Raw genomic sequence first — 18,225 nt, 5'->3', positions numbered from 1 at the left:
ATGTCGTACCATCCGCATTTATGCAAGGACAAAAAGCTCCTGCGCATTATAGATGGCCCGCTACCGGTATTGCCTGTACGAAAAAATATTACCCTCCGCCTGATCGGCTCCATCATGAGCCAGCAACTTTCTGTTCGGGTGGCGGAAGTGATCTATGCCCGCTTCCTGGCCCTCTACGATGGCAAAGAGCCTACCCCCCGGCAGGTGCTGGACACCCCGGCGCCGGTGCTGCGCAGCATAGGGCTCAGCAATGCCAAGGTGAGCTATGTGCACAACGTAGCGCGCTTTACCGTGGAAGAAAAGCTAAGCGATAAAAAGCTGCACAAGATGGGCAATGACGAGGTGATCGCTTACCTCACGCAAATTAAAGGAGTAGGGCGCTGGACCGTAGAAATGCTGCTGATGTTTTACCTGGGGCGGGAAGATGTGTTTGCAATAGATGACCTGGGGCTGCAGCAAAGCATGATCAAGCTCTACCGGCTGGATACCACTGATAAAAAGGCGCTGCGGCAGCGGCTGCTGCAAATATCCGCTAAATGGGCTCCTTACCGCACCTATGCCTGCCGCTACCTGTGGAAGTGGAAGGACATGAAGCCGGTGGCCGGCAACGGGCAGTAGGCCTGCTGTTTATACCTGTGACATGATGTAGCTGATTGCATTCCTCGTTTTCTCGAAAGAGAAGATCTTTGCCAGTGTGCCTTTAAAGTGCTCTTCGTCGCGGATATCATAAAAAGTTTCCTCCAGTATGGAATACAGTTGGAAGGGATATACCTGTATGCTGCCGTGCAGTATCCATAGCAGCGGGAACTGGTAGTTGCCCAGCGCAGGCACTTTTATGATAAACTCATGTCTCAATCCATTTGCAGTAAGCGTGTCTTTACTTTCATTGCTCAGCAGTGCCGGGGATGTTTTTATTTCCACTGTCAGAATGTTGTTGCTCATTTCAGACAGGTACTTTGCCTGGTCCAGTAAAATGGTTTTGGGCAGCGTGATCTTCTTCTCTAAAATATCTTCCGGCCATAGATTGGGCGCCTCACTCATATTTTAAATATTTACAAGTTATAAGAAAATTTTATTGGTAAATGATCCGAAAAATGTTTGGTATCAATCAAACCCTCCTCTGTTAAAAGGCTGGTTCCCTTTATGTGCGTAACAATATCCAGGTACTCATCGTCAAAGTAATCAATCAGCGCAGGCCGCATGATCACCTGGTCAAACAAGTTCCAGTGATAGCTGATCGGTTTAGCCGGACTGTAATAATGCGTTCCCGAAACCTTGCCCTTCCCCAGATCCCCCAGAAAGCTCCACATCGGGTTGTAAAAAAAGTCGTACTCCACGCCGTCAACCGTTCTTACCAGCCGCTTCGCGATCGTCCTTTCCATGGTGGTATGGAAACCGGTGCTCTGCACCAGCCCATGTTCAAAGGGATGCATGTTAAAATCGCCAAACACGACGGTTCGCTTATGCCCAACCAAACTTTCTACACTATCAATAAAAGACTTTACACCCATCAGGTAGGCTGCCTGGTCGTCCCCTGTCCAGTATAGCTTGCTTGGAAGGTGTAAGCATAACAAAGTTATAGTATTGCTCAAAACCGGAGAATACAAATATCTGGCTGTCATTCTCCTGGTTTCGGACAACAGCCCCAATAACGAATCCTTGAATCTGGTATATATCTGTATCTTATCGCAATTGATCCCGGCGCAAAAGTAGAAGGCATTGGTGCTGCGGTTCAGCTTTCGTAATACATCTCCCGGCTTCAGGTTACATTCTGCCAGAAATATCAGGTCAATGCTTTGTTCTTCTACCAGGTCATACAACAGGTCGGCTAGGTCGTGGTTATTGAGGTTCCAGAAGCAATAGTTCATTGGCTACGCAGGTAAACGCTAATAGTGTAATATAAAAAATTAAACGGGTAAATCATAGCCTGCCGCTATACAAAAAAAACTCCCCACCCAGAAGTGGGCGGGGATTTTGAATTACTAACTAACCCAATGCTTATAACTAAAACTAACTGTCATGTTTGTGTGCCTTGCTACCTGCGGCCGCGGACCATGCCGGCCTGTAACAGGCGACATTTGACGGTGAAATGCCGGGCGCCGGCTTCGCGTTAAGCAGACTGCTGCTCCGCGATCTTGGCCTTGATCTTGGCCTCTACTTCCGCGGCTACTTCGGGATTATCATTCAGCAACTGCTTCACGGCATCGCGTCCCTGGCCCAGCTTATTGCCTTCGTAGCTGAACCAGCTACCGCTTTTCTGTATAATGCCATACTCTACGCCCATGTCCAGCACCTCGCCCATTTTGGAGATGCCTTCCCCGAATATGATATCAAACTCTGCCTGCCGGAACGGGGGAGCTACCTTGTTTTTTACCACTTTCACCTTTACACGGTTACCCACGGCGGAGTCGCCATCCTTGATCTGCGTCATACGGCGGATGTCCAGGCGCACAGAGGCGTAGAACTTCAGTGCGTTACCGCCGGTGGTGGTTTCGGGGTTGCCAAACATCACACCGATCTTTTCACGCAACTGGTTAATGAATATGCAGCAGCAGTTGGTCTTGGAAATGGTGGCGGTGAGCTTGCGCAGGGCCTGTGACATCAGGCGGGCCTGCAGGCCCATCTTGCTGTCGCCCATTTCACCTTCCAGCTCCCCTTTGGGCACCAGGGCTGCTACAGAGTCGATCACCACTACATCTACCGCGCCGGACAGGATCAGGCGGTCCGCAATTTCCAGGGCCTGCTCACCGTGGTCCGGCTGGGAGATCAGCAGGGCGTCCACATCCACGCCCAGGCGGCGGGCATAAGAGCTGTCAAATGCGTGTTCCGCATCTATGATGGCGCAGATACCGCCCTTCTTCTGGGCTTCTGCAATTGTATGTATGGCTACGGTTGTTTTACCGGAAGATTCAGGTCCATATATCTCAATGATCCTGCCTTTGGGGAAACCTCCTATACCCAGCGCAATATCCAGGCCCAGTGAACCGGTGGATATTACTTCCATGGGGTCTGTTCCCCGCTCACCCATCATCATTACCGATCCTTTTCCAAAATCCTTTTCGATCTTGTCCATGGTGAGGCGGAGCGCCTTCAATTTTTCTGCATTGGCTGTAGACATATTAGTAAGTGTTTTTTACAAATTTAATGGTGTGCTAAGTTATGATCTAATTTTTGATTTTCCCAAAAAATTTAGCATTTTTCTCAAAATACTAAATCCTGTAGCAATCATTATTCATAATCATGACACAAAGATGGAGCGCCCTTACGCATTGGATATGCGCAGTGAAAAAAATCTGGCTTTAGTGATCAGCTTTTCTAGCCTACTATCAGGTAGGCGATCAACTGGGAAAGGATGCCCACCCCGAAACCGGCGTAGATCTCCGCAGAGCTGTGGGCGGAAAGTACCAGGCGGGCCGTGGCTACCAGGCCGGCCACAAAGAAAGTAATGACCAGGGGAATGGTCACATTCATCTGCATGCCCCCCATCAGCGCCAGCAGGAAGCCTATTACGCCGCCCCAGCCAATGGTATGCATACTGATCTTGATAAAGATATTGGCGATGAACGCGATGATCACTGCCAGAAAAATGCCCAGGAAGAAGGCATTGTAAAACGCGGGCGATACGCCTTCACGGATAAAGGTGTAGAAGGCCCAGAAATAATAAATGATAGAGGCTACGTAAGGGATAATACGATCGCGCTGCGTGCGCAGGTAAAAGGAGTCTATGAAACGAAGCGCGCGCGACAGCATTACCGTCAGCAGCGGGAAGAACAGGCTGATGCTGATCACCCGGAAATACAGCTTGTCATAAGGAAAACGTATGCTGTCCTGCTTGAAGTTCACGAAATACTCCGGCAGCGCGTGCACCGTCAGAAAGGTAATGATGGTGGGTATGAACAGCGGGTGAAGGAGATAGGAGATCACCTGGGCCACTGTACGCACAGCGGGCGAAAATAAAGGCTGCTCCTGGCGGAGATCACGCACATGCAATATTGGTTCGTTTTCCATTTATAGTTCCTTTCTTAACCGGGCTACCGGGATGTTTAGCTGCTCACGGTATTTTGCCACCGTACGGCGGGCGATATTATACCCCTTGTCCTGCAGCATTTTGGTCAGGTTCTCATCACTCAGCGGCTTGCGCTTGTTCTCGCCTTCTATCAGGTCGGAGAGGATCTTTTTCACCTCGCGGGTGGATACCTCCTCGCCGCTGTCGGTAGACAGGGATTCACTGAAAAAGAACTTGAGCTTGAAGGTACCGAACTCCGTCTGCACATACTTGCTGTTCGCCACACGGCTTACGGTAGATATGTCCAGTTGCGTGATGTCTGCAATATCCTTCAGGATCATGGGTTTCATGGTGGTCTCATCCCCGGTCAGGAAAAATTCCCGCTGGTAGTCCATGATGGATTCCATGGTGGAAAGCAGGGTATGCTGGCGCTGCTTGATGGCGTCTATAAACCATTTGGCGGCGTCTATCTTTTGCTTGATGAACAGCACGGCTTCTTTCTGGCGTTTGTCCTTCTTGTCGCCACGATCGTATTCCTTCAGCATTTCGCGGTAGCCTTCGGAAATACGGAGATCCGGCGCGTTCTTGGAATTGAGCGTCAGCTCCAGCTTGCCGGCGTTATTGAATACAAAGAAGTCCGGCACTACATAACTTTCTGCCTTGTTGATAGTGGCGTAGTTGCCGCCGGGCTTGGGCGTAAGCCGTATGATCTGGTTAATGGCCTCTTTCAGCCCTTCGTCAGTCAGGTTTAGCCCCTTCTGTATTTTCTCGTAGTGTTTCTTGGTAAATTCATCGAAATAGACATCCAGTATCTGGTAGGCGGTTTGCACGCCCGGATCGTCCTGGGGCTTGCGTTTCAATTGCAGCAGCAGGCATTCCTTCAGGTCGCTGCAGCATACGCCGGGGGGATCAAATTCCTGTATGCGTTTGATGAGCTGCCGGATCTCGTCCTCTTCCGTGGATACATTCTGCGAAAAGGAGAGATCGTCCACAATGGCGCTCACTTCCCGCCGCAGGTAGCCGTCGTCGTCAATGCTGCCGATGATCTGCTCCGCAATACGCTGCTGCCGGTCGTCCAGCTCCAGCATGCCCAACTGGCTCAGTAAATGTTCGTGGAAGGAAGTTTCCACCCTTACCGGGATCACCTTGTTCTCCTCCGGGTCGGGATAATTGTCGTCCCGCAGCCGGTAGTCGGCAATATCATCATCCCCCTCGTTCACATATTCGGATATGTCTATATTGTCATATTCGTTTTCACTGCCATCCGGCTCAAACTCATCTTCCTCCCCTGCCTCCCCGTCTTCCGATGCAGGCGGCAGCAGCTCTTCCTGCGTTTCCTTGTTGGGATCGTCTTCGTGCGTATCCTCTTCCCCGTATTCCAGCGCAGGATTTTCCTCCAGCTCTTCCTTAATGCGTTCCTCCAGGTTGGCAGTAGGCACCTGCAGCAATTTCATCAACTGAATTTGCTGGGGAGAAAGTTTCTGTAATAACTTTTGCTGTTGTGTCTGCTTTAACATAGTCTACGCTCCCTCTTCAGGACAAAAATAATAACAATACGATATAAGTAATGACTTTCGGTACCCGCCCAACGGATCTTTCAACAATTGCCTAATACTGGCGCCAGCAGGGTATATCCCATCCTCGCTACTGGTCCAGGTCCAATTCCAACTGTTCGGGTAATAACCGGAACGATTTACGGTGATAGGGGGTTTCGCCATGTTCCCGGATGGCGTTGCGGTGTTGCAGGGTCGGGTATCCTTTGTTATCGCACCAGCCAAAATGCGGGTATATATTATGCAATTTCTGCATATATTCGTCCCGGTAGGTTTTAGCCAGTATGGATGCCGCTGCAATAGACGCGTAAATACCATCGCCCTGGATAATGCAGGCATGCGGCACTTTTCCATAGGGTACAAAGCGGTTGCCATCTACCAATATAAAGCCCGGCTGGCTGCTAAGCTTTTCAAGCGCCAGGTGCATAGCCCTGAAAGACGCCTGCAGTATATTAATGCGGTCTATTTCCACATTGTCTACGCTGGCCACTGCGTAGCAGACCGCCTCTTTCTCTATCACATATCTCAACTGGTCCCGTTCCACCGCTTTCAGTTGCTTGGAATCGTTCAGCAGCGGGTGGTAAAACCCTTCGGGCAGGATCACCGCCGCAGCGAATACCGGACCTGCCAGGCATCCCCGCCCGGCTTCATCGCAGCCCGCTTCCGGCTGTATATGTTGATGATAAGATAGTAGCAAACCGATAAAATTGAACGCGGTAAAGTTAAAAAACTATTTTGTGCCGCAAGTAATTTTACCGGAACAGGTCCTTGAAGTCCTGTTTGAACTCCGTCCATTCCCGATCGGACTTTTTCAGCAAAGTGTCCAGTTCCAGGCGGGTGCTATCCCAGGTTTCGGCGCTGGCGCTTTTCACCTCGTCCAGCTTCCTGTTGATATCGTTCCGCAATCCGGTTAGTTTTTTACGCGCCTCCTTTGCTTTTTCAGAGCCATCGTTCCGCAGCTCCCTGAGTTGCTGGTCTATCTCTTTCCTGCGCTCCTCCAGGTCCTCCGCCGCTTTTCTTTTTTGCTCGTCCAGGTAATCCGCAGCAGTATCCGCGGCATCCTGCACATCCTGCTCAATTCTTTCCATGCCCGTTCTCATTTCTTCCTGCTCATCCTGCCGGGACTTATTCTCCCCGCAGGCCCAGAGGGCGGTGATCAATACCAGTCCTGTCAATAATTTGTTCATCGGAAAATAGGTTTTAGTGCTTACAGGAATAAATTTCACCTTATCAAAAGGCGTTCCACTTTTCCATATGCATAAAACAAACATATGAAAACCAATGCCCGGGTGTTTTTTTCAAAAAAAAAGTTAGGTTTGAAGTCCTTAAAAATTCTACGCGCTTATATGAAGAGATCTTTAATGATTTTTTTCCTCCTGCTTGCCATGCAGTGGGCCAAAGCAGACGAAGGCATGTGGCTGCCCTATTTACTGGGACAGCAGGTATATAACGACATGGTAAAGAAAGGATTGAAGCTGACAAAGGAACAATTGTACAGCATCAATAAGGCTTCCCTCAAAGATGCGATCATTATTTTCGGCGGCGGCTGCACCGGGGAGATCGTCAGCAGCCAGGGACTGATATTTACCAACCACCATTGCGGCTACGACGCCATTGCCGGCGCCAGCACGGTAGCGCATAATTACCTGAAAGACGGGTTCTTTGCCAAAACCAGGCAGCAGGAAATACCGGCCGCCCGCCTCTCCGTACAGTTCCTGGTCAAGGTGGAAGATGTGACGGAACAGGTGAACGATACCCTGGAGGGGCTGAGCGGACAAGAACGCCTGCGGCTGCAGCAGCAGGTGTTTGCCGACATTGTAAAAAAAGCGGTGGACAGCACGGACTACGAGGCGAAAGTGCTGCCCATGTTCAAGGGCAACCAGTTCCTGCTGTTCGTATACCAGCGCTATAAGGATATCCGCCTGGTGGCGGCCCCGCCGGAAAGCATCGGCAAATTTGGCGGCGATACCGATAACTGGGAATGGCCCCGCCATACCGGCGACTTTTCCGTTTTCAGGGTGTATGCAGACAAGAACGGGCAGCCGGCGGAGTATTCCGCGGATAATGTACCCCTGAAACCAAAATACTTTTTACCGGTATCGCTCAAAGGGGTGAAGGAAAATGATTACGCCATGCTGTTCGGCTATCCCGGCAGCACCAACCGCTACGAAACTTCCTATGGCGTAAACCTGAAGACCTCCGTGGAAAATCCCGCGATCGTGCACCTGCGCGATATCCGCCTGAAATATATGTTCGAGCGTATGAAGAACGACCCCGCCATCAAGCTGAAGCTGGCCTCCGCTTACGCCCGCATCGCCAACTACTGGAAGTTCTTTGACGGGGAAACCCGCCAGTTGCTGAAATACAACGTGGAGGAGCAAAAGCGGGAGCAGGAAGCCGCTTTTGAAAAATGGGCGCAGGGCAAGCCAGCCTACCAGGGCCTGTTGAAGGATTATGCAAAGATCTACGAGGAATGGCGCCCCTATGCCAAGCACCGTATTTACATTAATGAAGGCATCCTAGGCTCTCCCCTGGCCGCCTTTGCCGCCAGCCTGCAGGCGGTGGAAAAAGCGCTCACACAGCCCGGCATGCCGGCGGATGCGGTACAGAAAAGCCTGCAGGCGGCTGATAAAGCCCGTAAAGCTTTCCTGGAGGACGAGGATCAGCCCAGCGATCAGAAAATACTGGCGGCCACCTGCCAGCAGTTCTATACGGACATTGCACCGGCGCAGCATCCCATCGGGTTTTACGATGCGGTAAAGGCGAAATTCGGCAACCTCAAAGATGACAATACTTTCCGGTTGTGGGCGGCTGCACTGATGCACAGCACCTTTATCTTCAACGATGAGAAATGGGCGGCGTTCATGGCCCACCCGGATGCGGTGACCCTGCAAACCGACCCGGCTTTTGCCTATGCCAGCGCTTTTGTAAAGAACTATACCGGCAAGTACCTGCCGCTGCACACCCGCTTTGTGCTCCAAAACAATGACCTGGACCGCGCTTACATGAAAGGGCTGATGGAAATGTCGCCCGGCAAAAAATGGTACCCGGACGCCAACTTCTCCATGCGCCTCACCTATGGCCAGGTGAAGCCTTACGAGCCACGCGATGCGGTACATTACGATTACGTATGCACGATGGCAGGCGTAATGGAAAAATACAAGCCCGGCGACTACGAGTTTGACCTGCCGGAGAAATATATTGACCTGTACCGGAAAAAGGATTTTGGTCCCTACAAGGATGCCAAACGGAATGATATGGTAGTATGCTTTATTACCACCAATGATATTACCGGCGGCAATTCCGGCTCTCCCGTGCTGAACGGCAACGGTGAGCTGATAGGACTGGCCTTTGACGGTAACTACGAGGCGCTGAGCCATAAGATACAGTTTGACCAGGTGTACAACCGTACCATTTGTGTAGACATCCGCTACGTGCTGTGGTGCATTGACAAGCTGGGCGGCGCTACCAATATCATTAATGAGCTGAAGATCGTGAAATAACCGGCTTCCTTTCATATAAAAAGCCCCTGTACGCTGCACGTACAGGGGCTTTTTATATAAGCTGCTTTATGGCTTTTTAGGAGCGGGGCTCTCGGCGTTCCGGATACCGCGGTAGTAAAACTGCTGCCGCACTATTTTCCCGTTTTCCCAATGCTGCACAAAGGCCTCTTTCAGGAAGCGCAGGCCGCCGGTCTTGTGATAGAAGGTCACCATCATCTCTCCCATGACGATCTGCTGCGCTTCATCCACCACCAGGGTGGGTATGCGGAAGATCAGCTCATTGACCTTTGCCAGGCTTTGCCTTTCCAGCTCCAGCAGGCGCTGCTTGCCCACGATGGAGTCTTCGTCATTCTCCAACTGCATGATGTTGTCGTCATAGAACTGCTCTATAACGGCAATGGTCTCTCCCTTTTCCAATAGCTCCTTGTATTGCGCTGCCAGTTCACGTAGCATAAAACGGTTTAAGATGGCTTATTGTACCGGCTCTACCGGCTTGTCCTGCATGCCGAACATCAGCACCACTTTGCCGCTGTCATACAGGTTCAGCGTTTGCTCGGCAATGTCAAATGTGTAGATATGATCATTCAGCAGGCGCAGGAAAGTGCTTTCCCTTTCATTGGCCGAATCGCTCAGGCAGGCCATGCGGGTGCTGATCACCTGTTTGAACTGTATCTGCCGGTTGTCCGCCTCATAGTTGCCGGACAGCCGGTTGCAGCCGCCATGCCCGGTAAAGCGGTGCTCCGCGGTGTCAAACTCCAGCCAGATGGGGTTGGGTAAGGCCGTGAGTGTATTACCGTCCAGTTGGATCAGGTTCCATCTTTTCTTTTGGATAAATGCCCAGGGGTCTGGTTGGGTGGCGCCCACCTGCGCTGTGGCCGCTGTATCCTGTTCGTTTTTTTCAGTGGCGGCCTGGCGGTTGTTGCAGGTATTGGCCAGTAATACTACGGTGGCTGTAAGTACCAGTTTTGTAAACATAATATAGGTGGTTTTTCGGTTTCAGTTACATGGCAAGGTACAAAAATTACGCCTGCTTTACCCGCTTCAGCACTTCCTGGTAGTAAGCCAGCTTGGTTTTGGCGCTGATATCCACTACCTGCACATCATTGGCCCGCAGCATGTCCAGCTTGAAGGCAGACTGCTTTACAAACTCTGCCGGTATATAGTAGCTCAGCTTATTGGTTACCGGTATGGTATTGCGCTGGTACTTTTGCCGGGCGCGGTAGGTGAGCAGCCACCACAGGTCCGTTTCCACGAAATCCAGCGACAGGCCAAAGATGTGGATATCCTTCGTAAAGAACAGGTCCAGCCAGGAATGCACCTGGAAATTAGCGCCTGCCCTCAGGCGCCGCAGTAAGGGCAACTTTGGCGCCTGCGGGCTGCTGTAGGTGGTGCCGGACACCACGTAGTTGCGCATCTGCTGCAACTGCCCGCCATAGTGCTCAAAGCCCAGGTTTATGCTCATGGGGTTCAGGCAATCCCCATGTATGTGCCAGCATTCCGTTTGATCCACCGTGTATTTCCTGAAGATGCTGAATGAGCGCTCCGTGATCAGGCTGCTGTGCTGCGTGGGGGTAACGCCTTCCAGGGTGTATTCATAGTTGGTGGTCAGGATATGCTCGGGGCGCAGTTCCCGGATGCGGGCATGGAGTTCGTTACCGGCAATGGCGGCTACCTTGCCGGCTATAAAGGCCTTCAGGTCCTTTTCCCGGATATGCGACTGCCGGATAGCGGTTAAAAATATCTCCTCATATAGCAGGGGAAATGGTTTCTTGTCATCCAGCAGTACGCAGTCCGTACCGCAAAAAGTAAGGATCTCCTGCAGCAGGTCTTTCCAGCTCTGCCCTTTGGAAATGTTGTTAATGTCATTGCCTACCAGTAAAACGGGGTGTTGCATAGGAGTATGGTTTTGATTACTGGTTTCAAATTAGCTCCTTACGTTGCAGGGTATCTGCGTTCCCTTTTTTTATTACCCGGAAGGTAAGATTAATTCTTGAAGGCAGCGGGCGCGTCGTTTTCGGCACCTGGTGCTGCCAGTAATGCTGCAGTTGGTCTTTCATGATCAGCAGGGAGCCATGCTGCAGCTCCAGCGCATACTTCAACTGGTGGTCCTGCCGGTGGCGCAGCATAAAACGGCGGGCAGCGCCCAGGTTTACGGAGGCAATCACCGGGTTGCGGCCCAGTTCCGGCTCATCATCGGCATGCCAGCCCATGGAGTCCTTTCCATCACGATACAGGTTCAGCAGCACACTGTTGAAAGTAACGCCTGCCACCGGTTCTATACGCTGTTTGATCTCCAGCAGCGGCGGTATCCAGGGTTGGGGCTGGTAAGTAACCCCGGAAAAAGCATAAGCGCTGCCGGCATCGCCATGCCAGGCCATCAGCCGGGGAAAAGGCACCACCTTGCCATACAGGGTCATGGATTCCTGCTTCCACGCCACCTGTTCCAGCAGTTGCTGCCGGAGACTGTCCGCCTCCGATGATGTAAAAAAGCTGGGATAGTATTCCAGGGCGCCATCTTTTAGCGGGATATAGCGGGGCGATGGATCTTCGGGAAACATGCTACAAAGTAAAAATTCCAAATCCCAAAATTCAAATCCCAAAGAGCGCCATATGTGCTTCAGGTAAAAGCAGCCTGCCTTTCCTGAAATGCATATAGCTATGTTTGGAATTTGGATTTTGGAATTTGGATTTTCGTATTTATCCTACTTCTTCCGTCTTCATGGTCTTCTGGAACTTCTTGCGCTCTTCCTCATCCAGTATGGTCTTACGCATACGGATAAAATTAGGCGTTACCTCAATGCACTCGTCCTGCTGTATATATTCCATGCATTCCTCCAGCGTCATCAGCGTTTTCGGCGCAATGTTGGTAGCGCCGTCCGTACCGCTGGCGCGCATGTTGGTCAGTTTCTTTCCTTCATTGGGATTTACCACCAGGTCGCCCGGTTTGTTGTTCTCCCCGATGATCATACCCTTGTATACTTCCTCTCCGGGATCTACAAAGAAAAAGCCCCTGTCCTGTAATTTATCCAGCGAGTAACCGGTAGTGGTGCCCGCTTCCTTGGCGATCAGCACCCCGTTGTTACGGCCGGGGATGGGTCCTTTCCAGGGTTTGTAATCATTAAAACGGTGCGCCATTACCGCTTCTCCGGCAGTGGCGGTCAGCATTTGCGTACGCAGGCCTATCAGTCCGCGGGAAGGTATTTCAAACTCCAGGTGCTGCATGTCGCCCTTGGTTTCCATTACGTGCATTTCTCCCTTGCGGCGGGTTACCAGGTCTATCACTTTGCTGGCAAATTCCTGGGGCACATCTACCACCAGGGTTTCGTAAGGCTCGTGCTTCTTACCGTCAATGGTCTTTACAATTACCTTGGGCTGGCCTACCGTCAGCTCATACCCCTCGCGGCGCATGGTTTCTATCAATACACCCAGGTGCAGGATACCACGGCCGTACACCATAAAGGTATCGGCGCTGTCCGTATCTACTACGCGCAGGGCCAGGTTCTTTTCTGTTTCCTTGATCAAACGGTCGCGCAGGTGGCGGCTGGTCACAAACTTTCCGTCTTTACCGAAGAAAGGAGAGTTGTTGATACCGAACTGCATGTTCATGGTCGGCTCGTCCACGCTGATCACCGGCAACGCTTCAGGATTTTCAAAATCAGCAATGGTATCGCCGATATTGAAATCTTCCACGCCTACTACGGCGCAAATATCGCCGGCCACCACTTCTGTCACCTTCTTTTTACCCAGCGCTTCAAATATATAAAGCTCGCGTACGCGTGATTTCTTGATACCGTCTGCCTGTACCAGGGATATGGGCTGGTTTTCCCTGATAGTGCCACGGGTTACTTTCCCTACCGCTATACGGCCCAGGAAAGAAGAATAGTCCAGGGAGGTGATCTGCAGTTGCAGGCTGCCTTCCGCTACTTTCGGCTCGGGCACATATTTCAGGATGCCGTCCAGCAGGGGAGTAATGTCCTCGCAGGGCGTCAGGGAGTCGTTGAACCAGCCGTTCTTGCCGGAACCGTAAAAGGTGGGGAAGTCCAGTTGTTCTTCGGTAGCATCCAGGTTAAAGAACAGCTCAAATACCGCGTCGTGCACTTCGTCCGGGCGGCAGTTGGGCTTGTCTACTTTATTGATCACCACGATGGGTTTCAGGTTCAGTTGCAACGCTTTCTGCAGCACGAAGCGGGTTTGCGGCATGGGGCCTTCAAAGGCGTCTACCAGCAGGATCACCCCGTCCGCCATTTTCAGTACACGCTCTACCTCACCGCCAAAATCGGCGTGGCCCGGGGTATCGATCACGTTGATCTTTACGCCCTTGTACTCTACAGACGCATTCTTGCTGAAAATGGTGATACCACGTTCCCTTTCCAGGTCGTTACTATCCATGATCAGGTCGCCGGTTTCCTGGTTGGCCCGGAAAACGTTGGTCTGATGGAGGATCTTGTCTACCAGGGTGGTTTTACCGTGGTCTACGTGCGCAATGATAGCTATGTTACGGATATTCATAATACAATTTCAAAATGTTGGCTTCCGGTGCTCAGCCTGGGGCCAACGCACAAAAGAAGGCGCAAAGGTACGAAAATAAAGGGAAAAACCGGGGAAAGCGGTTTAAATAAATATGATCATTTGACTGGAACCGGAAACCTGTTATCTGTCAATAAGTTAGCTGCTGCAACAGGCATTACATTTGCAGCAGGAACAGCTAAAAACCCAACACACCATGCGATCTATCTCCATCAGCAGCAAAAAACTGTTATTTGTATGCACCATCCTCCTGCTGCCGGCTATCATGCGGGCCCAAAACATTCCCCCGCAGGACGCCACCCTCTCCGGCTACACCTATCCCTACCCGGTGCATTATATCCACCTGGACCTGCAGGGCCAGTCCCTGCAAATGGCCTATATGGATGTGCAGCCTGCCCGGCCCAACGGTAAGGTGGTGATGCTGCTGCACGGCAAAAACTTTTGCGGCGCTTACTGGGACAGCACTGCTGCGGACCTGAGCCGCAACGGCTTCCGGGTGATCATTCCCGACCAGGTAGGCTTTGGCAAATCATCCAAACCGGAGCACCTGCAATACAGCTTCCACCAACTGGCGCAAAACACCCGCACCCTGCTGGACAGCCTGCACATTACCAAAACCGCCGTACTGGGCCACTCCATGGGTGGCATGCTGGCCGTGCGCTTTGCGCTGATGTACCCGGAGCTGACGGAAAAGCTGGTATTGGTGAACCCCATCGGCCTGGAAGACTGGAAAGTGAAAGTGCCCTACCAATCCGTGGATCAATGGTACCAGTCGGAACTGCAGCAGAACTACGAAAAGATCAAAAAATACCAGATGGACAGCTACTATGCCGGGCAGTGGAAGCCCGCCTATGACAAGTGGGCGCAGTTGCTGGCAAGCTGGACCAGGGGGCCGGATTACCCGCTCATAGCCTGGAACTCCGCGCTCACTTATGACATGATCTTTACCCAGCCCGTATACTACGAGTTTGAGCACATACAGGCGCCTACCCTGCTGATCATTGGCCAGCGCGACCGCACGGCCCTGGGCAAGGCCAAAGTGCCGGAGGAGGTACGTAAAACCATGGGCAATTACCCGGAGCTGGGCAAAAGCGCTGGGCGCAGGATACCCAACGCCAGGCTGGTGCCGCTGGAGGGCGTGGGACATTTACCGCATATAGAGGCTTATGACCGCTTTATAGGCCCGCTGCTAAGTTTTCTGAAATAAGGGTGATCACTTCATCAGTTTAAGGATGTATTCAATGGCCGCCTGGTTGGCAGGATTATTCAGGGCGCCGGCAATATCCACTTTTTCCCTGGAGGTAAGGTGCCAGCTAAGCGCCGCAGCTTTATCCTCTTTTTGTGGCACATATTGCATAATGATGCGATGGAACTTACCGGGAAAGTGGCCTTCCATGTAATTCACCATATTATCCTGGTCAAAGTCCTGCATGGCGCTCCAGTGCTGCTGCATGGTGAACAGCGGCTCAAACACCAGGTCGCCGAGGTCCTTTTTCTTTTTGATGGGTTGTATCTCGTTCTTGCGGGTATCACGGATCTGCAGGTAAATGACCCCGCTGGTATTTTCGTTTATCCAGCGCCGGAAGTTGAACAGGAAACGCAGGCTGGTCTCCTGCCCGAAATTATCCCGTATGCCGGCATCCATTACGTCCACGATCGGGTTGCTGGGCAGGAACACGTTCGGCAATACATAAGGGAAGGTGGCGCACATACGGATAGCGCTGGTAACGCGCAGGTCCATGGCCTGCTGCGCGGCAAAATACTGCGCAAAGTCCACGCCGTCCACATCCCTCACCGGGCGCGTGGGATACAGGTATGCCGGGGCGCAGAGGTAGCTGACCGGCTGCGGGGAAATGAGCAGGCGGCGGCCATCGGCATTGATGGTGGCATTCCAGATAAGCATGGGTATCCGGGCCTGCAGCTCCGGCTGCTGATACTCTTTCAGGGTTCTTTCCAGTACATGATCCGTATTCTGGTTCAGTTGCATTTCAAACGCGTAGCCCCGGTCTTTGGCATAGCGGTTACGCCCTATCTGGAAACTGCGGAAAGGCGTAATAAAATCATTCACCGCCATGGCAGAGAATACGGAGTTGAGCAGGTCGCGGGAAATACGTTCCGTATAGGCGCTATCGTACAGGTTAACAGGCGCGCCCTGCAGTTTCCGGTAATACAGCTCCCGGTAGTATGATGCGCCCATCATGCCCCCGGAAGCGCCGGTCATCAGCATGGTATGCTCCATCAGGGCGCCGTGCGTAAGGGAGTCCAGCCGCTGCAGCACGTTCATCGTCCAGGTAGCGGCCCGTATACCGCCGCCGCTGTAGTTCATGACCACCAGCATGGGTTTGCGCTCCTGTGGAAATTTGGCTTTCCAGCGATCCAGTATCTGCAGGGTATGCTGCCGGTCCTGCGCGGCCCGCTCTGCGGAAAAGAACTGCTGCAGCGCCGCGGCGCTATACTCCGGCCGTTGCCCGGGCTGGCGGTAGTTCAGGCCGTATGCCTTGTTGCGGTTGTCTATCAGGTCATTAACGGTCATCCAGTTCAGGATAAACAGCATGACCAGCAATACCGGGATGGCCCAGGTTTGCAGCAGGTAGGCATAGGCGCCGGCCACGCCTATCAGGAAGGCAAAGAACACCATTACGCTGGCCCCTGCGGGTATCCTGAAGGCGTTATAATCCATCAGGAAAGCGAGTATCACCAGGAACACCAGCGCGCAGCCTACGGTGATCATGGCGGCAAAATGGTGCTGCTTCAGGATACTGTCCAGGTAGTGCTTATTGTAGTGGTCCACATTGCGGGCGCGGCGCACCTTGAATGGCGTGGAAAAGTAATTGTGCACCGGCAGCGCGTTCTCGTCGTGCTCCTTGGTGGGCTTCAGCACCAGCTTCAGAAAATTACGGGGGCTGCCAAAGCGGCGCTCCAGCCGGCGGCTGATGTTCTTATCCGCATTAAAGAAATAGAAGAAAGAAAAGAAGATCACGAACAGCAGCCCGCAGACAAACCCTTCCGCCAGCAACAGCATTTCCGGCACCGTGCTCAATTGCTGGTAATGCTGGTACTGCCAGCCGCGGAACAGCAGGCATAGCACAAAGGTGAGCGGGATCAGGGAATTATTCAGGCAGTACCTGAAGAATGGCTGGGAAGTGGTGGCCAGGAACTTAAAGCGGCCGGTATGCAGGATGAAGGTGGTTATATTCCAGCTCATGGTAAAAAAGCCGGTAGCCAGGCCCAGAATAGTGGTGCTGTAAAAATTCACTTTGCCCAGGTACTCCGGCGCCAGGTACAGCGCATCGCCGCCAAACACTTTGGCAAAGCCGCCATTGATGGTGCTGAAAAGAATAGCCCAGAATATCAGCAGTACCTGGTACTTACGAAAGTGCAGCAGCAGTAGCTGTATAGGGAAGGAGTAGTAGATCTTGACCAGCAGTAATTTCACTTTCATCCGTTATTATTTATCCTTTTCGCCGGCCGGACCACATCATATGCAAATGCATCACCGGCAGACAGGATGATGGTGAATAAACTTACGAAAAATAGTCGTAAGTTATCAGTTACCGGTCCTGCCGGATGCCGGGGCTTTACCACTGCTCAGGAAAAGGCTCCACACGAAGGCCAGCAGCAGCAACATGCCGGTGAACTGGTGCAGGATGGCCGGCAGCAGGGGTATGCTTACCTGGCTGTTGATAATGGTGAGCACGCCCAGCAATACCTGCAGCAACACCAGGAGCAAAGGCAGGTAACGTATGCGGTGCAAACGGCTGTACACCGGTGTTTGCGCGGCTTTCCACCACCAGATGCCCACCAGTATGGTAATGAGATAGGCCAGCCCGCGGTGAATGAACTGGATGGTAACCTGGTTATGTGCAATATCTTCCCAGAAACCGCCCTGGCGGAACATGCCCGACGGCCACCACATACCGTTGATATCCGGCCAGGTGCTGGCGGCCAGCGCCGCGTGCAGCCCGGCCATAAAAGCGCCGTACACCAGTTGCAGGGTCAGTAGTACCAGCAGCCAGATATTCAGGCGGCGCAGGGAGGGTGCATAGGAGATATCCCGGGCAGGAGTGGCCAGCTTCAGTGCGAACCACAGCACGTAGCACAGCAGCAGCAGCGCCGCTATAAAATGCACGGCCAGCCGTATATGGCTTACATACAGGTTCTCCTCATTGAGCCCGCTCTGCACCATGATCCAGCCAATAGCGCCCTGCAGGGCCCCCAGCAGGAAAAGGATGATCATGGGCCTCACCATGCTGTTGTCTATCTTTTTCCTGATCACAAAATAGATGAACGGTATGGCGAACACAATGCCCATCAGCCGCGCCCAGTCCCGGTGCAGCCACTCCCAGAAGTAAATGGCCTTGAAATCGGACAGCGTAAAATGGCTGTTCACATACTGGTACTGCGCTATTTCCTTGTACTTGTCAAAGGCTTCCTGCCAGGCCTGCTGGTTCATGGGCGGCAGCGCGCCCAGTATGGGTTGCCATTCCGTAATAGAAAGCCCGGAGCCCGTCAGCCGGGTGATCCCTCCCAGTAATACCTGTATAATGATCATGCCCACTCCTATAAACAGCCAGATGGCTACAGGGCGGTGCTGCTGCAATGCATTTTTCTCCATAAACGCAGCAAAGTTAAGCAA

The 18,225-nt window shown here is 52.3% G+C and carries 17 protein-coding genes; 3 read left to right on the top strand and 14 right to left on the bottom strand.

The features are described from left to right. Positions 1–618: a DNA-3-methyladenine glycosylase family protein gene (locus LX66_RS05980; protein WP_145710965.1), complete on the top strand. Its 618-nt coding sequence runs from the start codon at positions 1–3 to the stop codon at positions 616–618. 9 nt (positions 619–627) lie between these two features. Here the strand turns inward: LX66_RS05980 and LX66_RS05975 are convergent, their stop codons facing one another. From LX66_RS05975 to LX66_RS05945, 7 genes are all read right to left on the bottom strand, one after another. Continuing rightward, positions 628–1,041, bottom strand: coding sequence for a hypothetical protein (locus LX66_RS05975; RefSeq protein WP_145710964.1), 414 nt, complete (start codon positions 1,039–1,041; stop codon positions 628–630). Between the two features lie 11 nt (positions 1,042–1,052). Then, positions 1,053–1,868 (bottom strand): endonuclease/exonuclease/phosphatase family protein, encoded by an 816-nt coding sequence (locus LX66_RS05970; protein WP_145710963.1) that lies wholly within the window; start codon positions 1,866–1,868, stop codon positions 1,053–1,055. Between the two features lie 242 nt (positions 1,869–2,110). Beyond that, positions 2,111–3,118, bottom strand: coding sequence for a recombinase RecA (gene recA / locus LX66_RS05965; protein WP_145710962.1), 1,008 nt, complete (start codon positions 3,116–3,118; stop codon positions 2,111–2,113). A gap of 197 nt (positions 3,119–3,315) precedes the next feature. Continuing rightward, the gene (locus tag LX66_RS05960; protein ID WP_145710961.1) at positions 3,316–4,008 is read right to left on the bottom strand and encodes a hypothetical protein; all 693 of its coding nucleotides are present in this window, start codon (positions 4,006–4,008) and stop codon (positions 3,316–3,318) included. Next, positions 4,009–5,523: an RNA polymerase factor sigma-54 gene (gene rpoN, locus LX66_RS05955; RefSeq protein ID WP_145710960.1), complete on the bottom strand. Its 1,515-nt coding sequence runs from the start codon at positions 5,521–5,523 to the stop codon at positions 4,009–4,011. A gap of 127 nt (positions 5,524–5,650) precedes the next feature. Continuing rightward, entirely contained in the window at positions 5,651–6,256 is a 606-nt protein-coding gene (locus LX66_RS05950; RefSeq protein WP_145710959.1) for a ribonuclease HII, read from the bottom strand. A gap of 55 nt (positions 6,257–6,311) precedes the next feature. Continuing rightward, the gene (locus LX66_RS05945; RefSeq protein WP_145710958.1) at positions 6,312–6,746 is read right to left on the bottom strand and encodes a hypothetical protein; all 435 of its coding nucleotides are present in this window, start codon (positions 6,744–6,746) and stop codon (positions 6,312–6,314) included. Positions 6,747–6,905: 159 nt separating this feature from the next. On the opposite strand from LX66_RS05945, the gene LX66_RS05940 reads away from it, so the two are divergent. Continuing rightward, entirely contained in the window at positions 6,906–9,062 is a 2,157-nt protein-coding gene (locus tag LX66_RS05940; RefSeq protein WP_145710957.1) for a S46 family peptidase, read from the top strand. Positions 9,063–9,128: 66 nt separating this feature from the next. Here the strand turns inward: LX66_RS05940 and LX66_RS05935 are convergent, their stop codons facing one another. From LX66_RS05935 to typA, 5 genes are all read right to left on the bottom strand, one after another. Then, positions 9,129–9,515, bottom strand: coding sequence for a nuclear transport factor 2-like protein (locus LX66_RS05935; protein WP_145710956.1), 387 nt, complete (start codon positions 9,513–9,515; stop codon positions 9,129–9,131). 18 nt (positions 9,516–9,533) lie between these two features. Then, a complete protein-coding gene (locus LX66_RS05930; protein WP_145710955.1) occupies positions 9,534–10,037 on the bottom strand; it encodes an META domain-containing protein in 504 nt (167 codons plus the stop codon). Positions 10,038–10,083: 46 nt separating this feature from the next. Next, a complete protein-coding gene (locus LX66_RS05925; RefSeq protein ID WP_145710954.1) occupies positions 10,084–10,956 on the bottom strand; it encodes an SIR2 family protein in 873 nt (290 codons plus the stop codon). 25 nt (positions 10,957–10,981) lie between these two features. After that, positions 10,982–11,620: an alpha-ketoglutarate-dependent dioxygenase AlkB family protein gene (locus LX66_RS05920; RefSeq protein ID WP_145710953.1), complete on the bottom strand. Its 639-nt coding sequence runs from the start codon at positions 11,618–11,620 to the stop codon at positions 10,982–10,984. Between the two features lie 139 nt (positions 11,621–11,759). Beyond that, positions 11,760–13,571: a translational GTPase TypA gene (typA, locus tag LX66_RS05915; RefSeq protein ID WP_211366025.1), complete on the bottom strand. Its 1,812-nt coding sequence runs from the start codon at positions 13,569–13,571 to the stop codon at positions 11,760–11,762. 214 nt (positions 13,572–13,785) lie between these two features. Between typA and LX66_RS05910 the strand changes: the two genes are divergently transcribed. Continuing rightward, the gene (locus LX66_RS05910) at positions 13,786–14,796 is read left to right on the top strand and encodes an alpha/beta fold hydrolase (protein ID WP_244620306.1); all 1,011 of its coding nucleotides are present in this window, start codon (positions 13,786–13,788) and stop codon (positions 14,794–14,796) included. A 6-nt stretch (positions 14,797–14,802) separates the two neighbouring features. Here the strand turns inward: LX66_RS05910 and LX66_RS05905 are convergent, their stop codons facing one another. Next, positions 14,803–17,031: a patatin-like phospholipase family protein gene (locus LX66_RS05905; RefSeq protein WP_145710951.1), complete on the bottom strand. Its 2,229-nt coding sequence runs from the start codon at positions 17,029–17,031 to the stop codon at positions 14,803–14,805. Positions 17,032–17,136: 105 nt separating this feature from the next. Further along, positions 17,137–18,204 (bottom strand): COX15/CtaA family protein, encoded by a 1,068-nt coding sequence (locus LX66_RS05900; RefSeq protein WP_145710950.1) that lies wholly within the window; start codon positions 18,202–18,204, stop codon positions 17,137–17,139. Between the last annotated feature and the right edge of the window lie 21 nt (positions 18,205–18,225).

This window comes from Chitinophaga japonensis, assembly GCF_007830125.1.
GTDB classification, from domain to species: Bacteria; Bacteroidota; Bacteroidia; order Chitinophagales; family Chitinophagaceae; genus Chitinophaga; species Chitinophaga japonensis.
This window is presented reverse-complemented; position numbering and strand designations above follow the sequence as displayed.

What these genes read in the sequence shown, in the direction of transcription:
- typA (WP_211366025.1), bottom strand. Translation starts at nt 13,571, where the DNA reads ATGAATATCCGTAACATAGCTATCATTGCGCACGTAGACCACGGTAAA.
- LX66_RS05975 (WP_145710964.1), bottom strand. Translation starts at nt 1,041, where the DNA reads ATGAGTGAGGCGCCCAATCTATGGCCGGAAGATATTTTAGAGAAGAAG.
- LX66_RS05940 (WP_145710957.1), top strand. Translation starts at nt 6,906, where the DNA reads ATGAAGAGATCTTTAATGATTTTTTTCCTCCTGCTTGCCATGCAGTGG.
- LX66_RS05935 (WP_145710956.1), bottom strand. Translation starts at nt 9,515, where the DNA reads ATGCTACGTGAACTGGCAGCGCAATACAAGGAGCTATTGGAAAAGGGA.
- LX66_RS05980 (WP_145710965.1), top strand. Translation starts at nt 1, where the DNA reads ATGTCGTACCATCCGCATTTATGCAAGGACAAAAAGCTCCTGCGCATT.
- recA (WP_145710962.1), bottom strand. Translation starts at nt 3,118, where the DNA reads ATGTCTACAGCCAATGCAGAAAAATTGAAGGCGCTCCGCCTCACCATG.
- LX66_RS05945 (WP_145710958.1), bottom strand. Translation starts at nt 6,746, where the DNA reads ATGAACAAATTATTGACAGGACTGGTATTGATCACCGCCCTCTGGGCC.
- rpoN (WP_145710960.1), bottom strand. Translation starts at nt 5,523, where the DNA reads ATGTTAAAGCAGACACAACAGCAAAAGTTATTACAGAAACTTTCTCCC.
- LX66_RS05910 (WP_244620306.1), top strand. Translation starts at nt 13,786, where the DNA reads ATGCGATCTATCTCCATCAGCAGCAAAAAACTGTTATTTGTATGCACC.
- LX66_RS05960 (WP_145710961.1), bottom strand. Translation starts at nt 4,008, where the DNA reads ATGGAAAACGAACCAATATTGCATGTGCGTGATCTCCGCCAGGAGCAG.
- LX66_RS05930 (WP_145710955.1), bottom strand. Translation starts at nt 10,037, where the DNA reads ATGTTTACAAAACTGGTACTTACAGCCACCGTAGTATTACTGGCCAAT.
- LX66_RS05905 (WP_145710951.1), bottom strand. Translation starts at nt 17,031, where the DNA reads ATGAAAGTGAAATTACTGCTGGTCAAGATCTACTACTCCTTCCCTATA.
- LX66_RS05970 (WP_145710963.1), bottom strand. Translation starts at nt 1,868, where the DNA reads ATGAACTATTGCTTCTGGAACCTCAATAACCACGACCTAGCCGACCTG.
- LX66_RS05920 (WP_145710953.1), bottom strand. Translation starts at nt 11,620, where the DNA reads ATGTTTCCCGAAGATCCATCGCCCCGCTATATCCCGCTAAAAGATGGC.
- LX66_RS05925 (WP_145710954.1), bottom strand. Translation starts at nt 10,956, where the DNA reads ATGCAACACCCCGTTTTACTGGTAGGCAATGACATTAACAACATTTCC.
- LX66_RS05900 (WP_145710950.1), bottom strand. Translation starts at nt 18,204, where the DNA reads ATGGAGAAAAATGCATTGCAGCAGCACCGCCCTGTAGCCATCTGGCTG.